Origin of the sequence: Candidatus Nanosynbacter lyticus, assembly GCF_030253515.1 — a bacterium.
GTDB lineage: Bacteria > Patescibacteriota > Saccharimonadia > Saccharimonadales > Saccharimonadaceae > Nanosynbacter > Nanosynbacter lyticus_A.
This window is the reverse complement of the sequence record NZ_CP124549.1, coordinates 478,593-501,811: the sequence shown is the minus strand read 5'-3', so window position 1 is coordinate 501,811 and position 23,219 is coordinate 478,593. Positions and strand designations below refer to the sequence as shown.

Annotated in this window: 20 protein-coding genes; 15 read left to right on the top strand and 5 right to left on the bottom strand. The window is 52.8% G+C overall.

The features are described from left to right. Positions 1 to 49 precede the first annotated feature (49 nt). The gene (locus NLML1_RS02675) at positions 50 to 445 is read left to right on the top strand and encodes a hypothetical protein (protein ID WP_285441282.1); all 396 of its coding nucleotides are present in this window, start codon (positions 50 to 52) and stop codon (positions 443 to 445) included. Here NLML1_RS02675 and cyaB read toward each other — a convergent pair whose 3' ends face one another. Next, positions 446 to 1,009 carry a class IV adenylate cyclase gene (gene cyaB, locus NLML1_RS02670; RefSeq protein ID WP_285441281.1) on the bottom strand — a complete coding sequence of 188 codons (564 nt, stop codon included), beginning with the start codon at positions 1,007 to 1,009 and terminating at the stop codon, positions 446 to 448. Positions 1,010 to 1,356: 347 nt separating this feature from the next. Here cyaB and NLML1_RS02665 point away from each other — a divergent pair, with 347 nt between their 5' ends. After that, positions 1,357 to 1,479, top strand: coding sequence for a hypothetical protein (locus NLML1_RS02665; RefSeq protein WP_285441280.1), 123 nt, complete (start codon positions 1,357 to 1,359; stop codon positions 1,477 to 1,479). Between the two features lie 418 nt (positions 1,480 to 1,897). On the opposite strand, the gene NLML1_RS02660 is transcribed toward NLML1_RS02665, so the two are convergent. Continuing rightward, positions 1,898 to 2,113, bottom strand: coding sequence for a hypothetical protein (locus tag NLML1_RS02660; protein WP_162454273.1), 216 nt, complete (start codon positions 2,111 to 2,113; stop codon positions 1,898 to 1,900). 306 nt (positions 2,114 to 2,419) lie between these two features. Between NLML1_RS02660 and NLML1_RS02655 the strand changes: the two genes are divergently transcribed. Genes NLML1_RS02655 through NLML1_RS02625 form a run of 7 tightly spaced genes read left to right on the top strand, consistent with a single transcriptional unit; the run spans position 2,420 to position 9,890 of the window. Next, complete coding sequence (locus NLML1_RS02655; protein WP_171272016.1) at positions 2,420 to 2,875, top strand: HIT family protein; 456 nt, start codon at positions 2,420 to 2,422, stop codon at positions 2,873 to 2,875. A gap of 22 nt (positions 2,876 to 2,897) precedes the next feature. Further along, positions 2,898 to 3,404: a DNA-processing protein DprA gene (locus NLML1_RS02650; RefSeq protein ID WP_285441279.1), complete on the top strand. Its 507-nt coding sequence runs from the start codon at positions 2,898 to 2,900 to the stop codon at positions 3,402 to 3,404. Positions 3,405 to 3,422: 18 nt separating this feature from the next. Then, positions 3,423 to 5,921, top strand: a complete 2,499-nt coding sequence (pheT, locus tag NLML1_RS02645) for a phenylalanine--tRNA ligase subunit beta (RefSeq protein WP_285441278.1) — start codon at positions 3,423 to 3,425, stop codon at positions 5,919 to 5,921. Next, the gene (locus NLML1_RS02640; RefSeq protein WP_285441277.1) at positions 5,921 to 7,720 is read left to right on the top strand and encodes an ABC transporter ATP-binding protein; all 1,800 of its coding nucleotides are present in this window, start codon (positions 5,921 to 5,923) and stop codon (positions 7,718 to 7,720) included. Before pheT ends, NLML1_RS02640 begins: the two co-directional genes overlap by 1 nt. Positions 7,721 to 7,750: 30 nt before the next feature. Next, the gene (locus NLML1_RS02635) at positions 7,751 to 8,428 is read left to right on the top strand and encodes an FKBP-type peptidyl-prolyl cis-trans isomerase (protein ID WP_285441276.1); all 678 of its coding nucleotides are present in this window, start codon (positions 7,751 to 7,753) and stop codon (positions 8,426 to 8,428) included. Further along, positions 8,421 to 9,353 carry an NAD(P)/FAD-dependent oxidoreductase gene (locus NLML1_RS02630; protein ID WP_285441275.1) on the top strand — a complete coding sequence of 311 codons (933 nt, stop codon included), beginning with the start codon at positions 8,421 to 8,423 and terminating at the stop codon, positions 9,351 to 9,353. Before NLML1_RS02635 ends, NLML1_RS02630 begins: the two co-directional genes overlap by 8 nt. Positions 9,354 to 9,356: 3 nt before the next feature. Continuing rightward, positions 9,357 to 9,890, top strand: a complete 534-nt coding sequence (locus NLML1_RS02625; protein ID WP_285441274.1) for an inorganic diphosphatase — start codon at positions 9,357 to 9,359, stop codon at positions 9,888 to 9,890. A gap of 266 nt (positions 9,891 to 10,156) precedes the next feature. Here the strand turns inward: NLML1_RS02625 and NLML1_RS02620 are convergent, their stop codons facing one another. After that, positions 10,157 to 11,680, bottom strand: a complete 1,524-nt coding sequence (locus NLML1_RS02620; RefSeq protein WP_285441273.1) for a RelA/SpoT family protein — start codon at positions 11,678 to 11,680, stop codon at positions 10,157 to 10,159. Between the two features lie 66 nt (positions 11,681 to 11,746). Here NLML1_RS02620 and gap point away from each other — a divergent pair, with 66 nt between their 5' ends. After that, positions 11,747 to 12,775, top strand: a complete 1,029-nt coding sequence (gene gap, locus NLML1_RS02615; RefSeq protein ID WP_285441272.1) for a type I glyceraldehyde-3-phosphate dehydrogenase — start codon at positions 11,747 to 11,749, stop codon at positions 12,773 to 12,775. A 71-nt stretch (positions 12,776 to 12,846) separates the two neighbouring features. Here the strand turns inward: gap and NLML1_RS02610 are convergent, their stop codons facing one another. Further along, positions 12,847 to 13,179, bottom strand: a complete 333-nt coding sequence (locus NLML1_RS02610; protein WP_285441271.1) for a hypothetical protein — start codon at positions 13,177 to 13,179, stop codon at positions 12,847 to 12,849. Positions 13,180 to 13,551: 372 nt separating this feature from the next. Between NLML1_RS02610 and nusA the strand changes: the two genes are divergently transcribed. Genes nusA through NLML1_RS02585 form a run of 5 tightly spaced genes read left to right on the top strand, consistent with a single transcriptional unit; the run spans position 13,552 to position 20,423 of the window. Further along, positions 13,552 to 14,673, top strand: a complete 1,122-nt coding sequence (gene nusA / locus NLML1_RS02605; RefSeq protein WP_285441270.1) for a transcription termination factor NusA — start codon at positions 13,552 to 13,554, stop codon at positions 14,671 to 14,673. Between the two features lie 40 nt (positions 14,674 to 14,713). Continuing rightward, the gene (locus NLML1_RS02600; RefSeq protein ID WP_285441269.1) at positions 14,714 to 17,182 is read left to right on the top strand and encodes an ATP-dependent Clp protease ATP-binding subunit; all 2,469 of its coding nucleotides are present in this window, start codon (positions 14,714 to 14,716) and stop codon (positions 17,180 to 17,182) included. Further along, positions 17,166 to 18,143, top strand: coding sequence for a hypothetical protein (locus tag NLML1_RS02595; RefSeq protein WP_285441268.1), 978 nt, complete (start codon positions 17,166 to 17,168; stop codon positions 18,141 to 18,143). Before NLML1_RS02600 ends, NLML1_RS02595 begins: the two co-directional genes overlap by 17 nt. Then, entirely contained in the window at positions 18,143 to 19,492 is a 1,350-nt protein-coding gene (gene radA, locus NLML1_RS02590) for a DNA repair protein RadA (RefSeq protein WP_285441267.1), read from the top strand. The genes NLML1_RS02595 and radA overlap by 1 nt, the downstream gene beginning before the upstream one ends. A gap of 25 nt (positions 19,493 to 19,517) precedes the next feature. Continuing rightward, a complete protein-coding gene (locus NLML1_RS02585; RefSeq protein ID WP_285441266.1) occupies positions 19,518 to 20,423 on the top strand; it encodes a PIN/TRAM domain-containing protein in 906 nt (301 codons plus the stop codon). 77 nt (positions 20,424 to 20,500) lie between these two features. Here NLML1_RS02585 and NLML1_RS02580 read toward each other — a convergent pair whose 3' ends face one another. Further along, positions 20,501 to 23,209 (bottom strand): transglycosylase domain-containing protein, encoded by a 2,709-nt coding sequence (locus NLML1_RS02580; RefSeq protein WP_285441265.1) that lies wholly within the window; start codon positions 23,207 to 23,209, stop codon positions 20,501 to 20,503. Between the last annotated feature and the right edge of the window lie 10 nt (positions 23,210 to 23,219).

Genomic DNA, 23,219 nt, shown 5'->3' with positions numbered 1-23,219 from the left:
TGGACTAGTACTGATTATACTGGTGTTATTCTTCGGGGTGTCCTTGGGTATGCAAGAAATCGTAAAGGTAGTGAAGCCTGATATCATGAAAGTGAACCCGTGGGATGTGTTCGAGGGTATAATAACCATCCCATCATATATCGTTATAGTGTTACTAGTGTTGTTGCCATCAGGGGCTCGATATAATCTGAGGCTATCAGTATTTCAGCGCTCCAGCTACGTGCGTGAAATTGTCATCTCCGGACTCTTGATCATTCTCGTGATGGCCGTAGTGGGGTTTGTGGCGTACGACCCGACAGACAGCCCGGCTCGCAATCCTTGGAATGATTTTAATTGGGGTAATTATCTGAGTGTTATTTTTTGGGGAGTTATCATGTTTTTGTATAATGTACTGCTGCGGTTGGGCGGTGGGGCGAGGCGTGGATTTGATAAAAACGTAGCTTGATTATCCCATACAAATATCCCGATAAGGCCGCGTGACAACTTCTGTCGAGTCAAGGCCGAGTTTGGTTTCAATGTCACTAATCATCGCTAGAGCACTAGTCTCATCGTCTGACAAAACCTCAACTTCCACGAACGTGCCGGCGTTTTTAATTTCATCAATAGCTACTGTTGCTTTTGGAAAGTTTGGTGATTGGAACGATCGCCGGTATTTGTTGACCTCGACCAGTTTTACCATGCCAAGGTTAGCAAACAGTTGTTTGGCAGCCGTTGCGCTCTCGGGCTGAATTGGCAGGTTTGTCTCGGGCTTAATAATCACATTATTTTTCGTATGTGTCGCAGCCGTCGTTGCAGGCTTATATGTCACCTCAGCAAAACCATCGCGCTGGCGAATTCGCAGACATTCAACCGTCTGCATAAAGTCGACATCAGGACGAGAATAATACGTATCAATTTCGTGGAGATTGCTCTGTAGTTCAAAACCAAGGTCTTGCAATCGCTTGAGTAATTCGTTTGCGTCACCAGTTAATTGACGTTTGCGTTCGATTTCTAATAGTTTTTTGGTCATTTGGTGGCCTTTCTGGCGTTTATCTAGTATTGTATTTAGCCTATTAATTATATTATACAGTTACCTATCTATAGTCTCTACATCTTGCCGTATCAAAAAACTCTTGCACTCCATCGTCCACCTGGCGATTCACAAAGTGTGATCGTGCTGCCAACTTGCCGCTACCATAAATAAATTGTGTTTCCTCGTCGTATTTCATACCGCGAAAGGCACAGCCCCCTGCCTCAATAATAGCTTTGACGCCGCGAAAATCTACGCTCTGAACTGATGAATTCTTAAAACAGACTGGTTGCCTGTAAATATGCTTTGCGTAATCCAGGTTGCAATTCTCAAACACGAAAAATCCCATGACAAACTGGCCAAAATCAACGAATGAGCAAGTATTTGAAGACTATCATTCTGAAATCATGAGTAGCTGGGCGACAGCTTCCGCTGATGAAGATGGTTTGGTCTATGTTCCTGAAAAATGAAAAAGCATTAAGCTTACGGTGTTAGCTTATATAAGCAATAGTTGAAGTCTCCGTCGAAGAATATAAAATTATCTGGTTGACTATACAACGAGAAGCAAGAGTCTACAATTTTACCAGATCCATCTTCTACGCCAACTATCGGAGAAGCTTCACTTGAGCGGCTCATTGGGTCATACAACACAGACCGCGTCTTAAAAAGACATACTTCACCAGCAAAGCATCTATCTTCAGTCACGATGTAAAAGAAGTCATATGACCCCATAGGCAGATTAGTAAATTCAAAATGACCACGTGAGGCGCACTCATGAAGCTTGCCGGTAAATTTCTCAATAATAGTATGATGATTATCCATAATCAATGACATATTATAAAGGAAAAGTGGCTTTTTGTACGGAAGCCACAAACCGCTTAGTAGGAATCAGCCGTGGTGGTCGCGGTAGTCGTTGATGACCTCGCCGTCGACGCGCATATACTCGACACCACCGTCCTCATTCACGACGATGTGGTCGTGCGGCCGTGCGCCGGGCATGCCACCGGGGAAGATGTTGGTAGTACCGTCATCGTTCTTGTCCCAGTACATGACCTCTCCACCGATGCGGCCCATACCACCCTCGTACTGGCTGTTAGTTCCCATAATAACTCCTCTTGGAGTCAGGCGAGATAATTATCTCGCGAAGTGGAGCGTCTCAAGCCCAATGGCTTTGGGCGAAACGCCGACCCTTGCGGATGCAAAGGCTGATATATATATCAAATAATAGAACAAAACGTCAATGGATTTTGTCAAAATTATGGCATAAAATAATAGATTACCTCTGCAGCAATAGTTTAACCATAGGACTAAACCTAGTGGGAAGTTGTGAGTATAACACGGGATGTAGCCTTACGTTGTATTTTGCTTTAGCTTAAAATTATTTGCTATAATTATTTGAAAGGAGTAACTATGAACCATACAATTTTCGACGACATTGTATCAGGCACCGTAAAATCATGGAAGGTTTGGGAGGACGAGCAGTTCCTGGCGTTTCTCACGCCGTTTCCAAATACCCCGGGGGTGACAGTGGTCATTCCAAAGCATAATCCGGGTGATTATATTTTTGCGATTGACGAGACGCTATATCTCGAGTTTATGCGAGCAGTGCGTCAAGTGGCGCGGCTACTAGAACGAGCGTTTAATACGCCGCGGGTAGCGCTGGTGTTCGAGGGAACGGGCGTAGCGCATGTGCACGCCAAACTGTATCCGCTACATGGTGATTTGGCGGGGCGGACTGACGTCTGGGCGGAGAATGCAGAGTTCCACGAGAGCTATCGCGGCTGGCTGACGACGACCGAGGGGCCAAAGATGGATGAGGCGGAGCTTGACCGGATTCAGGCGCAGATCATTGCCGCTCAAGGGTGATATCTAGTCAACGGGGCAAACTATGAAGTGGCTCGGAGTTGTCGGTACGCGCGAAGTGAATGACACGATTCGCCGTGACATTGAGCAGTGTGTTGGACAAAAGATTACTGAAGGCGGCGGGATTGTGACGGGCGGCGCTACTGGTGTTGATCACGAAGCGGCTCGGCTGGCGTATGAGCATGGTTTGGAGGCGGCACGGTTTCGGATATTTTTGCCAGTGGAGCTGGAACTATATTGCCAAGCGTTATATGACCGAGCAGCTGTCGGTAAATGTCGCCAAGATGATGCGGTCGCGACGGTCGCTCTTTTGCGAGACATCACCGAACATCGACCTGGAGTGCTGAGCGATACCACCGAATTTACCGAAGTCAACGCCGAGTCGTTTCATGCGCGTAATTGCCAGATTGTTGCTCTGGCAGATGAATTAGTGGCATTTCGGGTCAACGATAGCCCTGGCACGACGTTTACAATTGATCAAGCCAGGGAAAAAGGTATTCCCATCAAGGTGTTTGACTACACTGTTGATTAGAATGGTATACTGATATATATGAAAGTCAGCCTAAATCTTATCAAACAATTGATTAATTTTGAATTGCCTCCCGTAGATGAATTAGTGGCGCGGGTCAATCAGCAGCTTGGTGGCGTTGAGGAAGTGATCGACCTGAAAGCCAAATATGGCAGCGCGCGAATCGTCCGGGTGGTTGAATGTGCTAAGCATCCTGATGCTGATCGGCTGAGTGTGACTAAGATTGATGACGGTGGCGCAGTGGCGGATGTGCCGCGCGATGAGGGCGGTCTGGTACAAGTGGTTTGCGGCGCGCCAAATGTGCATGCGGATATGTGGGCGATTTGGCTGCCGCCGAAAAGTACGGTGCCAGCGAGTTTTGATGACGACAAGCCGTTTGTGCTGGACGCGCGGCCACTACGCGGCGTGCTGAGTCAGGGCATGTTGGCGGCGGCGGATGAGCTGGCAATTGGTACTGATCACGAGGGAATTATTGAAATTCATGAACACGACGTACCGGCGGGTGTTGAGCTAACCGCGGGAGCTGGTTTCGCTGAAACGTTTGGTTTGGATGACTATGTGCTGGACATTGAAAATAAGATGTTTACGCACCGGCCGGACTGCTTCGGGCAGCTCGGTGTGGCGCGCGAGATTGCCGGGATTTTTCATCAGCAATTTACCAGTCCCGAGTGGTACAATGTGATTCAAGAATTTGCTGGTGGCGACGGTCTCGAGCTCGAGATATTCAATGAGGTGACTGAAGTAGTGCCGGTGTTTTCAGCGGTAGCTATCAAAAATATCGAGGTGCGGCCGAGTCCGCTATGGCTGCAGTGTCAGCTGGTGGCGATGGGCAGTAAACCAATTAACAATATTGTTGACGCGACAAATTACATGATGCTACTGACGGCACAGCCGACCCATGCCTATGATTATGATAAATTACGCGGGTCTACACTTGGGGCGCGGCTGGCTCGTGCTGGTGAGAAAGTTAGCTTGCTGAATGGCAAGGAGTATGAGCTGACAGCGGATGACATTGTCATTGCTGATGGCGAGGGTGTGATAGGTCTAGCGGGAATTATGGGTGGTGTTGACACTGAGGTTTCGGATAGCACGAAAAACATCGTTTTGGAATGCGCTAATTTTGACATGTACGCACTGCGCCGTACGGCTATGCGTCACGGTATTTTCACCGATGCACTCACGCGGTTCAACAAGGGGCAATCGCCGCTCCAAAATGCTGCCGTGCTGAAACAGCTGATGAGCATGGTGGGTGGTGTGCAGGCCAGCGAAGTGTTTGACGCTAGCTCATCTAATGAATGTATTATGCCGGATGCTATTCACCGTGTTGACTCGCAAGGTGTTTCGAATGAGTTTGTTAACGAACGACTGGGCACTAACTTTTCTAACGATGAAATTGCTGATATCTTGCGCCGTACTGAGTTTATGGTTGAAGTTGATGAGAGTGGCTGCGAGATTTACAGCCCGTTTTGGCGCACCGATATTGAGCTGCCTGAGGATATCGTCGAGGAGGTTGGGCGGCTGTATGGTTTCGATAAACTGCCGCGTCAATTGCCGCGTCGTAGTATTAAACCCGCGCCAAAAAATGTGCGCCGCGAATTGAAAAACGCCGTTCGCCGTAGTCTATCGCGTGCTGGTGCCAATGAAGTCTTGACCTACAGCTTCGTTCATGAACGCATCCTGAAAAACGCCGAGCAGGACGTCACTCAGGCATATAAATTATCAAACGCCCTCAGTCCTGATTTGCAGTACTACCGCTTGACGGTGCTGCCGAGTTTGCTCGACAAGGTTCACGCCAACATCAAGGCCGGGCATGATGAGTTCGCTCTGTTTGAAATGGGTAAGGGTCACGGCAAAATGCATGGCCTAGGCGAAGATGGTTTGCCAGAAGCCAGTCAGTTCACCGACATCGTCTACGCCGCCAAAAAGCCGGCAGCAGGCGCGCCATTTTACAAAATTCGTCGCTTGGTTGAACAGCTAGTGCATGATCTTGGCACCAAGTTGGTATTCAAGCCAATTGAAGAGGAGCTCACTTTCCCAGTCGCGGCACCGTTTGACCAATCACGCAGTGCACTGGTCGAGACAACCGATGGAATGTTCATTGGCATAGTCGGCGAATTGAAGCAGTCAGTCATCAAGAGCTTCAAATTACCAACGTACGTGGCGGCAGCGAGCTTGGACATGGCCGGCCTGGAGACCGTTTACGCCAAGCGTGACAGTCATTATCAGCCGCTCAGCCGCTATCCATCAACCAGCCGCGACATTTCGCTCAAACTACCGACCACCATCAGATATCAGCAACTGTTGCAGACACTGGATGAGGCCGTGCGGGACGTTGGTATGGAGGTGCGAATTGAGCCACTCACCATTTATCAATCTGAGCATGAAGCGGCGCAGAAAACGATGACGTGGCGGCTGACGTTTACTTCACTTGCACGGACATTGGTGGATAATGATATCACGCCGGTGATGCAGCGGATTGAACAGACAACTAAAGACAGATGGGGAGCTGAAACAGTCTGATGAAGCCGCTAATCCACATGCTTCGATATGCGCGCGGTATGGGCAGATACTACGTTGGGGTTAGTATTAGCTCGGTTGTCGTGGCACTAACCGGCATTGCAGTACCATTCGTCATTTCGCGGGCGACCAACTTGATGGTTGAAGTGGTTGAGGGCGGCAAGGTAGGAATTGAGCAGGCGATTTTCTTGGCGCTGGTGCTGCTGGCGCTTGACGTGACGAATACGATGGTGCGAAACCTTGGCGGTTACTGGGGCGACGTGATGGCCACGCGGCTCAAACAGCAGCTGTCGACGCGGTACTACCATCACTTGCTTGGCTTGCCGCAAAGTTATTTTGACGGTGAGCTGACCGGCACAATTATCAATCGCCTCAACCGGGCGATTACCGAAACGACGAACTTCCTGAACATGTTTGCCAACAACTTTTTCCAAATGCTGCTCACGACAGGTATTACCATCGGTATCGTTCTGGTGTACAGTCTGGAGCTGGCGGTAATGGTGGTCATCATGTACCCGCTATTTATGTGGCTGACGGCGCTGACCAGCAAGAAATGGCAGGCCTTTCAGAACCGTAAAAATCATGAGACGGATATGGCCAGCGGCCGGTTCGCCGAAGTCATTGCTCAGATCAAAGTCGTCAAAAGCTACGTCCGTGAGTCGCTCGAATATCGTCATTTTGCCAAGCGTTACCGCAAAACAATCGCCATCACACGCAAGCAATCGCGCTATTGGCACAGCATGGACATCGTGCGCGGCGTGGTGTTGTCGGTCATTTTCTTTATGATTTTTGCCTACATTTTTGTGCAGACGACCGAGCGGCGTTTTTCGATCGGCGATATGGTGCTGTTGATCACGCTGATTAATAATTTGCGGATGCCGCTGTTTAACATGAGTTTCATCGTTGATAATTTCCAGAAAGCTCTGGCTGGGAGTCGGGATTTTGTTGGTGTGATGACGCTACGCCCAGCAATTGAAGATGTGCCTCACGCGCCGGAATTAGTCGTGAGCCGCGGGGCAGTCGAGTTTCGCAACGTCTCGTTTCGCTACGCCTCTGCTCCGCAAAAACCAGTGTTGACCGACATCTCGTTCACGCTTCGTCCCGGTGAGCATGTTGCTCTCGTCAGCGAGTCGGGTGGCGGCAAGACTACCTTGACGAATTTACTGATGCGCCTATATCAGCCAGATAGTGGCGAGATTACCATTGACGATATGGCCATTGACGCGGTGCAGCAAAAGAGTTTGCGCCGTCATATCGCCACGGTATTTCAGGAGCCAGCGCTCTTTTCTGGCACAATTCGTGAAAATATCGCTTATGGCGCCGACGAGCCGACGGATGAGCAGGTAATCGCCGCTGCCAAGGCCGCCAATGCGCACGACTTTATCAGCGGGCTTGACAAAGGGTATGACACGCAAATTGGCGAGCGTGGCCTCAAACTGTCTGGCGGTCAAAAGCAGCGCATCGCCATTGCGCGGGCGGTGCTCAAGGATGCGCCGATTCTCATTCTCGACGAGGCAACAAGCAACCTTGACAGTAAGAGCGAGCATCTAGTGCAGCAGGCGCTGGAGCGGCTGATGAAGGGGCGAACGACGCTGATTATCGCTCACCGGCTGAGTACCATCGCCACGGTAGATCGGATCGTGACGCTAAAACATGGCCGGGTCGACGAGATCGGTACGCCGAAACAGCTGGCGAAATCGGGTGGCATTTATGCTGATTTGCTCAAACTACAGCGGACAGCCGGCGTGGGGGTTGATGATGAGCTGGCACGTTATGACATTGCGGTTGAGGGGAAACATTGATATAATTTCAAGGTAAGATAAAGGAGGATTATGGCGACGACGAGGGGACAGCGACTCGGTATATGGATCATCACGGGGACATTAGCGATTGGGACAATTGGCGGGTTCATCGCCATGATGGTGCAGCCAAGCAATGATGCCAAAGACCAGGCCGAGCTAAAGCAGGCGCAAGAAGATTATAAAAAAGCAACCACGGAGTGGCAAAAGAAAGTTGATGCTCAGACGGCGGAATTGAACAAAAAATATTACGCTAAATTTGCTGAGTTTAGCTCGCGAGTTGGTGCGTTTGAGGCTGGTGACGTTAAAGAGCTCGGCAAAGAAGACTTGGTGGAGGGCGGCGGCGCAGAAGTTAAGGGTGATACCAAATTTGCGGCTTATTACATTGGCTGGAATGCCAAGGGCGAGATTTTTGATCAGTCGATTAATGGCGGTAAGTTGAAAGCACCATTTGCGGTGGACGGCCCGGCGAATACGTCGGTGATTCAGGGCTGGAAAGAGGGGCTGATTGGTATGAAAATTGGTGGTGTGCGTGAATTGACAATTCCAGCTGACAAAGCCTACGGCGACAGGGGTCAGGGTGATAAAATTCCTGCTAATTCGCCACTCAAATTTGTGGTAATGGCTATCGAAAAACCGGCGGAGATTCCACGGCCGGAGATGCCAGAAGTTATCAAGCGATATTATAGGTCAAGGGGGTTGAATGTCTAAAGAGATTATCATTGTCGGTGCCGGTCCAAGCGCACTCACTGCAGCAATTTACCTATCGCGCGAAGACGTGCCGACAACACTATACGAACGCGGCGTAGTTGGCGGTATGGCGGCCATCACTGATCAAATCGATAATTATCCAGGGTTTGCCGAGGGTGTGACCGGTATGAAATTGGCGTCCGAACTGCAGCAGCAGGCCGAGCGATTCGGTGCGGAGATCGAGTACGGCGACGTGACGGCCCTGAAGCAAGTTGACGGCGAATTGGAATTGACGGTCGATGGTCAGCCGATGCGCGCCAAAGCAGTGCTGCTGGCGACCGGCTCAAATCACCGCAAGCTGGGCGTGCCGGGCGAAGACGAATTGTATGGCCGCGGCGTGCATTACTGCGCGACGTGCGACGGCGCATTTTACCGCGACAAGCGCTTAATCGTCGTTGGCGGCGGCAACTCGGCGGTGCAGGAAGCGATCTTTTTGACCCGCTACGTCAGTCACATTGACCTATTGGTACGCAGTAAATTACGCGCCAGCGATGTCCTGCAAAAGGAACTGCAAAACTACGTTGACGCAGGCAAAATAACCGTCCATCTTGGTGCGACGACTGATGAAATTATCGTCAAAGACGACAAGTTCTACGGCGTCACATCAACCCAGAGCGGCGAGCAAAAAGAATTTACCGCAGACGGCTTATTCGTTTTCATCGGCTTGATTCCAAACACACAGTTTTTGGCAGACTCAGGTGTTGAACTGGACTTAGGCGGACACATCGTTACTGACGAGCATTTACATACCAACATCCCTGGTGTCTTTGCCTCGGGCGATGTCCGTTCGGGCGCAACCATGCAAATCGCTTCGGCGGTCGGCGAGGGCGCGGTCGCGGCGTTGCAGATTCGTGAATATTTACAAGAAAAAGCCAGAGAGGAGTAGATCATGGCGGATTTTAACCAAGTAGTAACCCCGGGAAACTATCAGGACGGCGAAATCACCGTTGTCGTAGAGATTCCGGCTGGGTCAAATCATAAAATTGAATGGGATCGGAAGGTCGGCGTCATGCGGCTAGATCGGGTTGATCCGGCGATCTTTGCCAAGCCGACTAATTATGGTTTCATTCCGCAGACGCTGGATGAGGACGGCGATGAGTTGGACGTGCTGTTGGTGACGGATACGCCACTGACGACCGGGTTGGTGGTCGAGGCGCGGATCCTTGGCGTGATGAAGTTTGTCGATGACGATGAGGTTGATGATAAGATTATCGCGGTGCCAAGCGACGATCGCCATAATGGTAACGCCATTCAGTCGTTGGAGGATCTGCCAGTACAGCTGATTAAGCAAATTGAATTCCACTTCAATCACTATAAGGATCTGAAGAAGCCAGGCTCGACCATTGTCAAGGAGTTTGCTGGCGTTGATGCCGCCAAGCAGGTTGTGGCGGCGGCGATTGAGCGCTGGAACGAGCAGGCGTAATACTGTCGTGTAAAGCAGGGTGGTATTACGTCTCACCTAAGACTCGATCCGTGTTTGTCACGCAGTGCAACCGTCAGTCTCTCCGACAAGTCGGTGGTTCTGCGGACGGCGCCCGCCGCCAGAGCACACTCTTCGCTCAAATCTCCGCTGGAGATTTCTCGCGAGCGTTCGGCTGAAACGTCCGCTGTTCGCGAACGTTTCACAGTCTCTGACAGAGGAGGTGTCGTGTTTGCCGCAGCCTCTGGGATGAGGTGTGAGTGTTTTGCCTACCGTCGAAACAACGACGAAACGCCGTCGGTCAATCCAGTCAGATGCCCGAGTACGCCACCACTCCTTGATAGCTGCATGCGCAGTTTGGTTTTGGCGTGCGGCGTGATGACCATGTCGCGCCAGGCTGGTTTGGGCTTGGCTGATTTGCTGGTCAAGACTTCAACAACATCGCCATGCTGCAATTCATAAGTGAACGGCTTCATAACGCCATTGACCTTAAAGCCGCTGGCGTGCGCTGCGATGTCGGAGTGAATGCGATAGGCGTAATCCAGCGGGAAGGCGCCGCGCGGTAAGTCATAAATATCACCTTTGGGCGAATAGACGAAGATGCGATCTTCAAACAACTTCATGCGGAATTTTTCTGAATCAAATGATTTACCCTCGCGTGCTCGGGCCGCCGTTTCCTGTAGGTCACGAATCCATGCCAAATCCGTCGGCAGCGCGGCGATTCGCCCCTGGCGGTAGGCATCGGACATCTTTTGTTCGTTATAATGAAAGCTGGCCGCCAAACCGCGCTCGGCGTATTCATGCATGTCTTGGGTACGAATTTGGAATTCGACAATTTGTCCGGTCGGCGTTTGCACTGTTGTGTGCAGACTTTGGTAGCCGTTTGGTTTAGGGTTGGCAACGTAATCTTTGATGCGCTCATAGAATGGCTGGTACATCTCGTGCAGCACGCCCAGTACCAGATAGCCGGTCGCTAAATCATCAACAATGATGCGTAGGGCAATCAGATCGTAAATCTTATCAATATTGCCAACGCGGTCGAGCTTCTTGAACAGGCTATACACGCTTTTGACCCGGCCATCCATATCGAACCGTAGGCCTTCGCTCTGCAGGCGCGCCGTAACGTCGCGGCGGACTTTGGCGAGTTTGCGCTGGCTTTTTTTCAGGCGGCTGTCCATCAGACTCTTGGTGCGCTGAAAATCCTTGGGCATCAAGAATCGGAAACTAAGCTCTTCTAATTGTACGCGGACGCGCCCCATATTCAGCCGATCCGCCAACGGCGCAAACACCTCAATTGTTTCGCGGGCGATTTTCTTCTGCTTGTCGCGCGGCATATATTGAAGCGTGCGCATATTATGTAGCCGATCCGCCAGCTTGATAATAATCACTCGAATGTCCTCGCCGACCGCGATCATCAGCTTGGCGAGGTTGTCCTTGGTGTGCGGCAAGTAGCTATCAAGGCTGCGCATGCCAGCGCGCGCCTGCGACACCTTGGTTACGCCGTCAACCAGAAAAGCAATGTCGCGGCCAAACAAACTTTCTAGTTCATCCAGCGTCGCATCGGTATCCTCGACGGTATCATGCAGCACGCCAGCGATCACCGTGTCAATATCCATACCCCATTCCACCAAAATCCCAGCCACCGCCAGCGGGTGCGTGATGTAGGGTTCGCCGCTTTTGCGCTTTTGGCCGGCATGCTTTTTGGTGGCGTAGTCAATAGCGCTATCTAACACTAGTACCGGTACTTCATCGTACTGCGGCGCCGCTAGATGTAGTAATTCCTCGTGCGTCATAGTTTCATTATACAACTTTGTAGTATAATTAGTAAAAAGCTAATGCTACTTGGGAGGAATAATTATATGGCGATAACGAAAATAGCGATTAATGGTTTCGGGCGGATCGGGCGCAGCGCCTTTAAGATTGCCTGGGAGCGCAGCGATTTGGAGATTGTGGCGATCAACGATTTGACGGACACCAAGACGCTGGCGTACCTATTAAAACACGATAGCAATTACGGGGAATATGGCCGCCAAGTTGACTTTACAGAAAACGAGTTGGTCGTTGACGGAAAACATGTCAAAGTGCTGGCGGAAAAAGATCCGGCAAACTTGCCGTGGGGCGAGATGAATATTGACGTGGTGATCGAATCAACTGGATTCTTTACCGATAAAGACGGCGCGGGCAAGCACTTGACTGCGGGCGCCAAGCGCGTGGTCATCAGCGGGCCGACCAAATCCGATGGCGTTGACACCATCGTGCTCGGCACTAATGACAGCAAGATCAAGGATGCCACACCGATCATCTCTAATGCCAGCTGTACCACCAATAGCTTGGGCGCGGTGATGGCAATTCTGGACGCAGAATTTGGCGTGGAAAAATCAATGCTGACAACGGTGCATAGCTATACTGCCAGCCAACGCCTACAGGATGCGCCGGCCAAGGACCTTCGCGAGGGTCGCAACGCGGCCGAAAACATCGTGCCGACAACGACCGGTGCAGCCATCGCCGTGACCAAAACCCTGCCACAGCTAACTGGCAAGTTTGACGGCCTCAGTGTACGCGTACCGACGCCGGTGGTGTCGCTCAGTGACGTGACGGCCTTGCTGCGGCGCGACGTGACGGTCGAGCAGGTGAATGAGGCGTTCAAGAAAGCCGCCGCTGATAGTTTCTATCAAGGGATTTTGGGTGTCAGTGAGGAGCCGCTGGTCAGTCGCGACTTTATCGGTAATTCGCATTCTGGCATCGTTGATCTGCCACTGACCAAGGTCGTTGGTGGTAATATGGTGAAAATCATGGTCTGGTACGATAACGAGTGGGGGTACTCTAATCGCCTGGTCGAGCTAGTAGCGGACGTCGGCCACTACCTCCAGCAGCCAGTCATATCATAAGTTCTATATACAAGTTCAGTGATGTGAGTGGGGCGGGAGATACAAAGAATGTATCAATCCCGCCCCGCACCTCAGCAGTGCCCTCCTTTCCGTCGTCGGGGAAGGTGGATGTAGTCATCCACCAGAAAGACGATAGCTAGTATCCATAGTACCGCGGTGGCTCCGAGCCCCGCATGGCCCATCCATTCAGGCAGGCTGGCCAGTGGCTTGTATAGCCACAGAAGGCCCGAATCTTTGCGGAGGTATGGGGTCGTTACTCTGGCCACCCAAAAAAGGGCAGTCAATCCAAAAACGGTGAACATGATACCGCTCGTCATGATGAATTCATCACTCTTTGAAGCTACGCTAGTCACAGCCCCGAGTACAATAGACGCAATAATGATGATAGTCAGCCCTCCCAGCATGACCCATTCCTTTCTACTTTTTGAGGTGCGGCCGTTCCGCGCCTCAAGCCACCGCAGGTATCCGACCTACAGTAGCGAAGCGCAGTTGACAGATTTAATTAAAAATTGTCAAAAGGCTGATATATGTATATCACTATTAGTAGAAAATGTCAATGCTTTTTGTCAAGATTGTGGATGGCCATGAGTCACTACCTCTGTTAGAGATGCATACCCGTTCGCAGGCTGACATGGGCGAATGGGGCGGCTGAACTTGACGCCGCCTGGCTGGATATGCTACACTACTGACATATCCGGCCAATCAGGTCGGAGTTTTTCGTCTCTTGGGCGTTTGATGTGAAACGTAGTATAATAATATAGCGTAAAGGAGCTAGTATGGAAGATTTGAATATCAAGCAATTGACGTTGGCGGTGCGGACGATTGCCGAGGAAAAGAACCTGCCAGAAGAAACCGTTTTAGAGGTGATTGAGCAGGCTATCGCGGCAGCGTGGCGGCGTGATAACGGGACGCGCGAGCAATTGGTGCGCGCCAGCCTAAACATCAATAGTGGCACGGCTGTGGTGTCGGTCGTCAAAACCGTGGTTGAAGAAGTCGAAAATGACGTCAATCAAATGAGCTTGGAGGAAGCCAAGACGATTGACCCGGCGGCTGAGTTAGGCAGCGAAGTGACGGTCGAGACCCACAACGTGACGACGTTTGGCCGGGTGGCCGCCCAGACCGCCAAGCAAGTGATTTTGCAGCGGTTGCGTGAAGCAGAGCGCGAAGTGGTGCTGGCAGAATTTGAGGATAAAATTGGCACGGTGGTGACTGGTACAATTCAGCGGGTTGAGCCGCGCGTGGTGCGGATCGAGCTGGGCAAGGCCGTCGGCATCATGCCGCAGTCCGAGCAAATTCCTGGCGAGTACTACGGTGTTGGTCGCCGCGTCAAAGTGTATATCAAGGACATTGAGCGCGAAGGTCGCGGTCCGCAGTTGATTTTGAGCCGCGGCAATGAAGAATTTGTGCGCTTCTTGTTCAGCCAGGAAGTGCCAGAGATGGAAACGGGCGCCGTGGAGATCAAAGCGATTGCTCGCGAGGCGGGCCGCCGTACCAAATTGGCGGTGGCATCAGCACTGCCAGGTGTTGATCCAGTCGGTACGTTTGTCGGTGGTCACGGTACGCGTGTTCAGGCGGTGATGAACGAAATCGGCGAGCAGGAAAAAATTGATATCATTCCGTTTGAAGAAGATGCGGCTGGCTTCATCGCCAATGCCATGAGCCCAGCGGAAGTGCTGAGTATGACGGTTAATGAAGACGAAAAGCGAGCAACGGTCTACGTCGGCGAGGATCAGCAGTCAGTGGCCATCGGCCGGGCCGGGCAGAATGTTCGCTTGGCAAGTCGGCTGACTGGTTATGAGCTGGACATTGAGGCGAAGGCGACTACTAAACCTGAAGCAAAACCTCGTAAGAACATTGAGGACAGCTTGATGAGCGCGGTTGAGGAGGCGGCGGAATAGGCTGTTTTCTGATAATCGCCGAAAACGAAAGGAGGGCGATATGCCGGAAGATTTTTCTGAGTTGGAATCTCGGCTGACTGATACCGCCAAGGCCAGCTTAGAACGCGCTGGGCTGTTGGCGCATAATAGCGGCAGTCCGTATGTCGGCACTGAGCATGTGCTGCTCGGCGTGCTGGCGCAAAATTCGTCGCTGGGTGCGAAAATTTTGGCGGAAAATGGCGTAACCTTGGATCGGGCGGAGCTAGCGCTGGGCTTAACGGCGCAGTCGTTCGTGGTGGTGGTTGTTCACAAAGGCATGAACGCCGAAGTGCTGGAGACGATACGGGCTGCCTGGCAGCTGGCGACGGAGTTTGGGCAGGAGCGCATCGGTACCGAGCACATCGTCTATAGCATGCTGTTGCAGCACAAGGCTCGGGCGACGAAGCTACTCAGTGATATGAATGTGGATCTGGAGGAGCTGCGCGGTACATTGGAGGACGTGTTTGATCGGCAGCAGCTGGAGGCCATGCAGGACGAGTCGAAGGAAGGTGCGGCGCCGCATGCTCGTCGGTCGGCTGATCTCAAGATCCTTGATCAGTATGGAGTTGACATGACCGAGCGAGCGCGGAGCGGACTGCTCGATCCAGTGGTCGGTCGGGAAGCCGAGATGGAGCGGCTGATCACGGTGCTTGGGCGGCGCGGTAAAAACAATCCAGCGCTGATCGGCGAGCCGGGCGTCGGTAAAACTGCGGTAGTCGAAGGGTTGGCGCAGCGTATCGTAGAGGGGGCGGTGCCAGATTTTTTGGTGGGCAAGCGGCTGATTCAGCTTGACCTGACAGCCATGGTCGCTGGTACAAAGTTTCGCGGTCAGTTTGAGGAGCGCTTACAAAAAGTTGTGGCCGCAGCGCGTAATCATCAGGAGATTATGTTGTTCATTGATGAGCTGCATTTGCTGGTCGGGGCTGGCTCGGCCGAAGGGTCGATGGATGCGGCGAATGTCCTAAAGCCAGCATTGGCGCGCGGCGAAGTGCGGGTGATCGGTGCAACGACATTTGATGAATACCGCAAGCACATCGAAAAAGACGCGGCCCTCAGCCGGCGATTTCAGGCGGTAACGGTGGCGGAGCCGGATGAGCAGGCAGCGGTGGCCATGGTGCGGGCGCTAGCCGGCCGGCTGGCGACGCATCATCGACTGCGGATTTCTGATGAGATGATCGAGCTGAGTATAGCCCTCAGTCAGCGCTACGTGACGGAGCGTCATTTACCGGACAAGGCGATTGACGTACTGGATGAGGCGGCGGCGCTCGTCAGTACGCGGCGGCCGGCTAAACTGACCAAGCAACAACAATTAGCGCGGCGGATCAAACAGCTGGCAGGCAAGCTCGATGCGGCGGTCGAGGCTGAGCAATATCAGCGTGCGGCTGAACTAAAGATTCGCATCAAACAACTGGAGCAGCAGGCCAAGCAGCTACCGGCTGATGATCCAGTATTGCTGGAGCTAACCGAGGATGATGTACGGCGAGCGGTCGCGGCGATGGCTGGTGTGCCGGCGGAAAAAGTGACGGTAAATGAGCGCAAAGACTTGGCGGCGCTGGAACAGCGGCTGGGCCGGTCGGTGCTTGGTCAAGAGAAGGCCGTGGCGACACTGGCGCGAACCATTCGCCGGGCGCGGGCCGGGCTGAGTCGGCGGTCGGGACCGCTTGGGTCGTTCATTTTTCTCGGGCCGACTGGCGTGGGCAAGACGGAGCTGGCGCGCGTATTGGCACGGGAAGTGTTTGGCGGCGACAATAGTTTGATCAAGATTGACATGAGTGAGTTCTCGGAGCGACATACGGCCAGCCAGTTGATTGGCGCGCCGGCTGGTTATGTCGGCTATGATGAGGGCGGCAAATTGACCGACAAGGTTCGCCGGCAGCCGTACAGCGTGGTGCTGTTTGACGAGATTGAAAAGGCGCATCCAGACGTACTGAACTTGCTACTGCAGATTTTAGAAGACGGTAAGCTCAGCGATTCGCACGGTCGGTCGGTGAGTTTTCGCCAGACGATCGTGATCTTGACCAGCAATGTCGGCGCTGAGGCGATGGTGCGTGATGGTGAGCTGGGCTTTGGCTGGCATGGTGAGCATATTTCACGGGCGGACGATATGAATGAGCGGAATGCTCGGGCGGCGCGTCGTGAGCTAGAGGAGCTACTGCGGCCAGAACTAATTGGGCGGTTTGATGCGGTGGTGCACTTCAAGGGCTTGACCCGGCCGGTGGTGGGTAAGATTTTTGATAATCTGGTGAGTGAGCTCAAGTCAGCAGTACGGGCGCAGCAAATGACGCTGGTGATTACGCCAAGCGCTAAACGTTGTATTATAGACAACGGTTTTGATGAGCAGCGCGGCGCGCGGGTGCTTCGGCAGACGATTCAGACGATGTTGGCTGATCCACTGAGCGACGCCTTGTTGTCTCGTCAGGCCCGTCCCGGCGCGGTCTTGGTAGCAACTGCGAAAAATCGTGAGGTGGTGATCAATGTTCAGGCTGCGTAATTTCCTCGGCGTCGTGGTGTTCGTGGGGCTGGTGGCCGGCGGTAGCTGGCTGGTACTCAATCGCCAGCTAGTACTGGATCATATCAGGGTCTGGCAGTATCAGCCCAGCCAGGACATAGCGACGCTGGCAGATCGGGCGACGATGACCGACAAGGCTAAATTTAGCTTTTATCTGGCGCAGCCGCGACTAGAAAACGCTACGCAGTTTAACCACGATTGCCGTCGTGTCGAACAGGCTAGCCCGATCGTCGGCTGTTACGCCCACGCCAAAGAGACCATTCACATTTATAATGTGCAGAACGCGGAGCTAGACGGCATCAAAGAGGTGACGGCGGCTCATGAAATGCTGCACGTGGCGTGGTCGCGCTATTCGGCGGAGCAGCGTCGGCAGCTGGGCGAGCTGCTGGAGGCGGCTTATGCCAAGGTCAAGACCAAAAAGCTGGAGGAGCGGATGGCGTACTATGAGCGTGCTCAGCCGGGTACGCGCGCCAATGAGCTGCATTCAATTTTGGGTACAGAGTTTGCTGATCTCGGGTCGGAGCTGGAGGCGCACTATGCCGAGTATTTTAGTAATCGAGCGGCGCTACTAAAACTGCACGCTCAGTATAATGAAAAGTTTACTAGCGCCGAGGCCGAGGCCGACGCGCTGGCGGCCAGTCTCGCCAAGCGAAAGCGCGAAATTGAGCAGCTGACGACGTCGTACAGTGCACGCGTTAGTGCCTATAATCAAGACGTAGCGGCATTTAATCAGCAGGCGACGACGGGTGGTTTTCAGACGCAAGCCGAGTTTCAGGCTGAGCGAACCCGGCTGAGCCAGCGCGGTCTGGTGCTTCGTCGTGAACAGCAGACCATCCAGGGCAAAGTCGATGCCTATAACACTGATGTTGAAAAATTAAATGCGTTGGGGCGCAAGATTGATCAGCTCAATCAAAGCCTTGATAGCCAAAAGGCGGTCAAATAATGGCGCGAGCAAAGTCACAATTTATCTGCCAGCAGTGCGGCGCCAGTTATCCGAAGTGGGTTGGTAAGTGTGACAATTGTGGCGAGTGGAATTCACTGGTTGAGCAACTACCGGTTGACACCGGCGCGTCGGCGGTAGCTCGCAGCAGCGGTAAAGGTAAGGCGCTCACCACGCTCAAGCTCAGCGAAACGGCCACCGAGGCCAAGCAAGCACGGCTGGCAACCGGCATCGCCGACCTTGACGCGGTGCTCGGCGGCGGCTTTTTGCCAGGCGGCGTGGTGCTGGTGGCGGGGCAGCCGGGGATTGGTAAAAGTACCCTGTTAGCACAAGTCGCGGCCTTTATTGCTCGGCAGCAACCGGTACTATATGTCAGTGGCGAGGAGTCGGTGTCGCAGGTCAAATTGCGGGCTGAGCGGTTGGGTGCGGTTGATTCAGAGAGCCTGCGGCTGGCGTCTAGTAACAGCGCCGAGGACATCGCCGCCTCCATTCAGACTGGCCAGTACAATCTGGTGATCGTCGATTCCATACAAACATTGTCGCTGGCAGAAATTGCCTCAGCGCCAGGTTCGGTCAGCCAAATCACTAATTCATCCAACGTCATCATTCGCGCCGCCAAGGCCTCGAACACCGCGGTAATTTTGGTCGGTCACGTCACCAAGGAAGGCTCGATTGCTGGGCCGAAAGTCCTGGAACATTTGGTTGACGTGGTGCTGAATTTTGAGGGCGATCGCTACGGAGGCTTCCGGGTAGTGCGAGCGCAGAAAAATCGCTATGGCTCGACCAATGAGGCGGCAATTTTTGAAATGCATGAGGATGGCTTACGGATTGTGGCTAATCCATCGGCTAGCTTACTGGCGGAGCGGCAAAACCTCGACGGCTCCATCGTCCTAGCCACCATGGAAGGGGCGCGGCCGCTACTGGTGGAAATTCAGGCGCTGGTCAATCCGACGAACTTTGGCTATCCCAAGCGCGCGGCCAGTGGCTTTGATCTCAACCGCTTGAACTTGTTGGTGGCGGTGCTGGAAAAGCGCACCAAGCTCAATCTCTCCGACAAAGATATTTACATCAATGTGGTTGGCGGCTTGAAACTGAGCGATCCAGCGGCGGACTTGGCAGTCGCCATGGCCATCGCCTCAGCCTCAGCTGGCCGCAAGCTTAGTGATGAAGCGGTGGTGTTTGGCGAAGTCGGTTTGGGCGGCGAAGTGCGCTCCGCTCAAGGCTGGCACGCCCGTGTCAAAGAGGCTAAAAAGCTTGGTTTTACCTATGCCATCGCGCCAAAAACCCACAAAGACGCATTTGTGCGCGGCGTCGGCGATCTACGCCAGGCACTGATTGACTATTTACAATAACATTATTAGATAAAAGGAAATTATTATGGAAAAAACAATTGAACTTATCATCATTATCATGCTGCTGGCCATCATGGCGGAGATATATCTATTAGTCAAGCCGCGGCGGCACACAGGCAGCGGCACGCAGCTGCCGATTCTGGTTGATACCTCGGTACTGATGGACGGCCGGGTGGTTGATTTGGCAAAGACCGGGTTCCTATTGGGGCAGATTATTGTGCCGCGCAGTGTGCTAATAGAACTGCAGCTGTTGGCTGACGGCGCTGATCACGCCAAGCGCGAACGTGCCCGCTTTGGTATGGATGCCATGAAGGAACTAAAAGATGTGTTGGGCGGCTCATTTACGCTGCTTGACGATGCGACGCGCATCCCTGAGGGTGTTGATAACCGCCTGTTGCAACTCGCCAAGGAAATGAATGCTGCCATTTTGACGCTGGATTACAACCTGAACAAGGTGGCGCAAGTCGAAGGCATTCAGATTCTCAATATCAATGAGCTGGCCAAGAGCTTGCGGATGAGCTATCTGCCTGGTGATGAGCTGGTGCTTGAATTGACACAAAAAGGTCAGGATTCTCATCAGGCCGTCGGCTACTTGCATGACGGCACCATGGTGGTGGTTGAGCAAGCCAAAAAGTTCCTGGGTCAGAAGAAGCGCATTGAAATTATTCGTAGCCTACAGACCGATGCTGGCAAGATGATGTTTGCGAAAGTTTGCGCTGAGCCAAAAGAAGCAAAAGAAGCGGCGCAACAGTCACCAGCTCAAGCTGCCCCCAAACAACCCAAGCAGCGCTCCACCGGTCGTCGGCCGCAAACCAGCAAGGCAGCGAAACCTGATGCCCCACGCGCCGCAGCTCAAAGTCACCGTTCGGCTCGCTCCAAGACCCAGTCGCAGCGCGAGGCTGACTTGATCCGGATGGTTAACGAGCAATAGTCGCTAAGACTAAGAAGAAGTAAAAACCAGACTGAAGCGGTCTGGTTTTTATGTGTCACAAGGGGAAAGAGGGCGGATTAGTCGGAGCTTGAGCTGCTGCCTACCGAGAAGCTACCGCTGTCTGATGCAGTATAGTAGCCTTCGTCGCGGGCGATTGCCTGAATGGTGTGCCGACCTGGGCTACTGACCCTGATATCGACCGAAACACTGCCGCCACTACCGGAGATCGACTCGCTTTTGACGCTGCGACCATCAACGAGGATGTCAATTGAGGTGAGCGGGAATGTGCCGTTGGTGGCGCGGGCGGTGATGGTGCGGCTGGAGCCAGAGCCAGAAAGCGATAGGCTAACACTTGGCTTAGCGTCGTCACATTTGTGCTTATCGTCCTCAGCGTTGGCGTCGTAACCTTCAGGCGCTGAGTATGATGGTTTCTTGGTGAGAGGGTCGATGGTCTTGGTGACCTCAATTTCCTCAATGGCGTCAGCTGGCGTACAATTTGTCGCCTTTTTCTTGGAGACACGGTCAAACTTAATCTTTTCAGTAGTCTCGCCCTGTTTTTTATTCCACCACGATGGATAGAGCTCTTTGCCTTGCTGCTGGATACCATTTGGCCGCTTGAACCAATCATTTGGCTTCCATTTGCCCTGTTTGGCATAGACTTCGTTGTGAGCAAATGACATGACGTTACGCACCACCGGCATACCAAAGGCCGAGTTCGGGGTGTTGATGGTGCTGGTGTCGGAATTACCGAGCCACATACCCATGGCTAGTGCCGGACTATAATTGACGATCCAGACATCCTTGGCGTGGCCGTTTTTGTCGGTAGTACCGGTCTTGGCGGCGGTTCTAACGCCGGGTACATTCATCGCGCCATAACCGTGCAGGTCGCGCGCCGCGTCCGCGTCACCCAAGATGTCATTGATGATGTAGGCGACTTGCGGGTCGGTTGCCTGTTTGCTCTCGTCTTTCCATTTCTTTAACGTATCGCCCTGGCTGTTGGTTACCTCGAGGACGTTGGTGCTTGGCTTGGCGACGCCCATGCGAGCAAAGGTGCCGTAAGCATTCACCAATTCGGTCTGCTTCGTACCGCAGGCGCCAATGGCTGCTGACAGTCCGTAGCCGCCGGCCGCTTCTTCTTGCTGGCAATAATTGGTATTACCCATGTTGTGAATATAGTCAACAGTTGGTTTTGGCGAGCCGTTGCCTGCGATATACATCGCCTTGACTGCTGGGATATTACGGGAAAGCGCTAGCGAGCGGCGAATAGAAATACTTCCCATAAATCGTCGATCCCAGTTGTTCAGCTTGGCGCCATAAATCTTGTCAATGTTCTCGTCGCTGAGGATTGAGCCCGAACCATAATTTTGCTGATTACTGCCGCGATTCTCAAACAGTTTGGCGTAGTCGAAAGCCTTGATAGTTGAACCCGGCTGGATAAAGGCGGTAGCGGCATTATCCTGCCCAAAGCCAGCATAATTGAAATCACGACTACCAACGAGGGCGACAATCTGTCCAGTCTGTACATCTTCAACGGTTGCTGCACCGTTACTGATGCTCACGCGGCCCGGGCGACCTGAGTCGAAGAAAGCTTTCATCTCTGTCTCGAGTTTTTCTTGAATCTTCCAGTCCAGTGTCGTCTTGACGGTTAGTCCACCGCGGCCAACGACTGCCTTACCAAGTTCACGCTCCAGTTGATTGCGCACCATGAGCACGAAGTGCGGTGCCTTGAGGCCAGCTAGCTGTTCGGTTTCGGGCTTGATCTTGTCAAGAATTGGATACTGCTTGGCCTCTTTGGTCTGTGCTTCGGTGATATAGCCTTGTTCCAGCATGTAGTCTAGTGTTGTATGCTGGCGTGACAGGAGCATCTTGCGCCCAGTGATGTTGTACGGATTAAATGTACTCGGGTTTTGCGGAATTGAAGCCAGCAGGGCTGCTTCAGCCAAGGTGAGATCCTTGGCGGATTTACCAAAGTATGTCTGAGCGGCCGACTCTGCGCCGTTACGCCGACCGCCATATGGCGCTTGGTTGAGGTAGAGCGCGAGAATCTGATCCTTGTTGTACATGCGTTCAACTTCAATTGCCAGGATAATTTCCTTGATTTTGCGTGGAATACCGCTGAGGCCGCGTTTGTCGGCATCCTCGGCAAAGAAAACTTGCTTGACGAGCTGTTGTGTCAACGTCGAGCCACCCTGAACTTGTCGACCTGATGCTGTACTAAACATAGCGCGGGTCAGGCCACTGATACTGATACCGTGATGCTTATAGAAATCACGATCCTCAATGGCAATGGTCGCTTTCTTGAGGTAATCACTAATCTTGTCGGCCTCGACCACCAGCTTATAATTATCGGTACCCTTATCTTCCCACAGGAGCTCGCCATTGCGGTCATAATACTTGGTGACCGTTGTCTGGACACGCTTGGCGAGTTCGCCCGGGCGGATCTTGTCGAGATCTTTGCGGAAGTAGGCAAACAGGCCGCCGATCAGGATAATCATTGCAACAATGGCGACACCGAGAATTTTTAGCGCCATCAAGCCGCCGCGCTTGGAGAACCAATAGCGAAAGACGCGCTTAGGGTGGAGGCGGTAAAAGAACCGCTTGACGGGGTGCTTTGGTAAACTCGCCAGATACTCTGCTTTTTCGCGGGAGCGCTTATCCTTCTTGAGCCGACGCTTATTCGCCAAGTTTGCATAGACACTCAGCCGTTTTGCCGGCTTTGGATGCGGACGTGACGGCGCTGATTTTGCGCTGGCGTCCGACTGCTTATCTGAGGGTTTCTTGTTCACACTATCATTA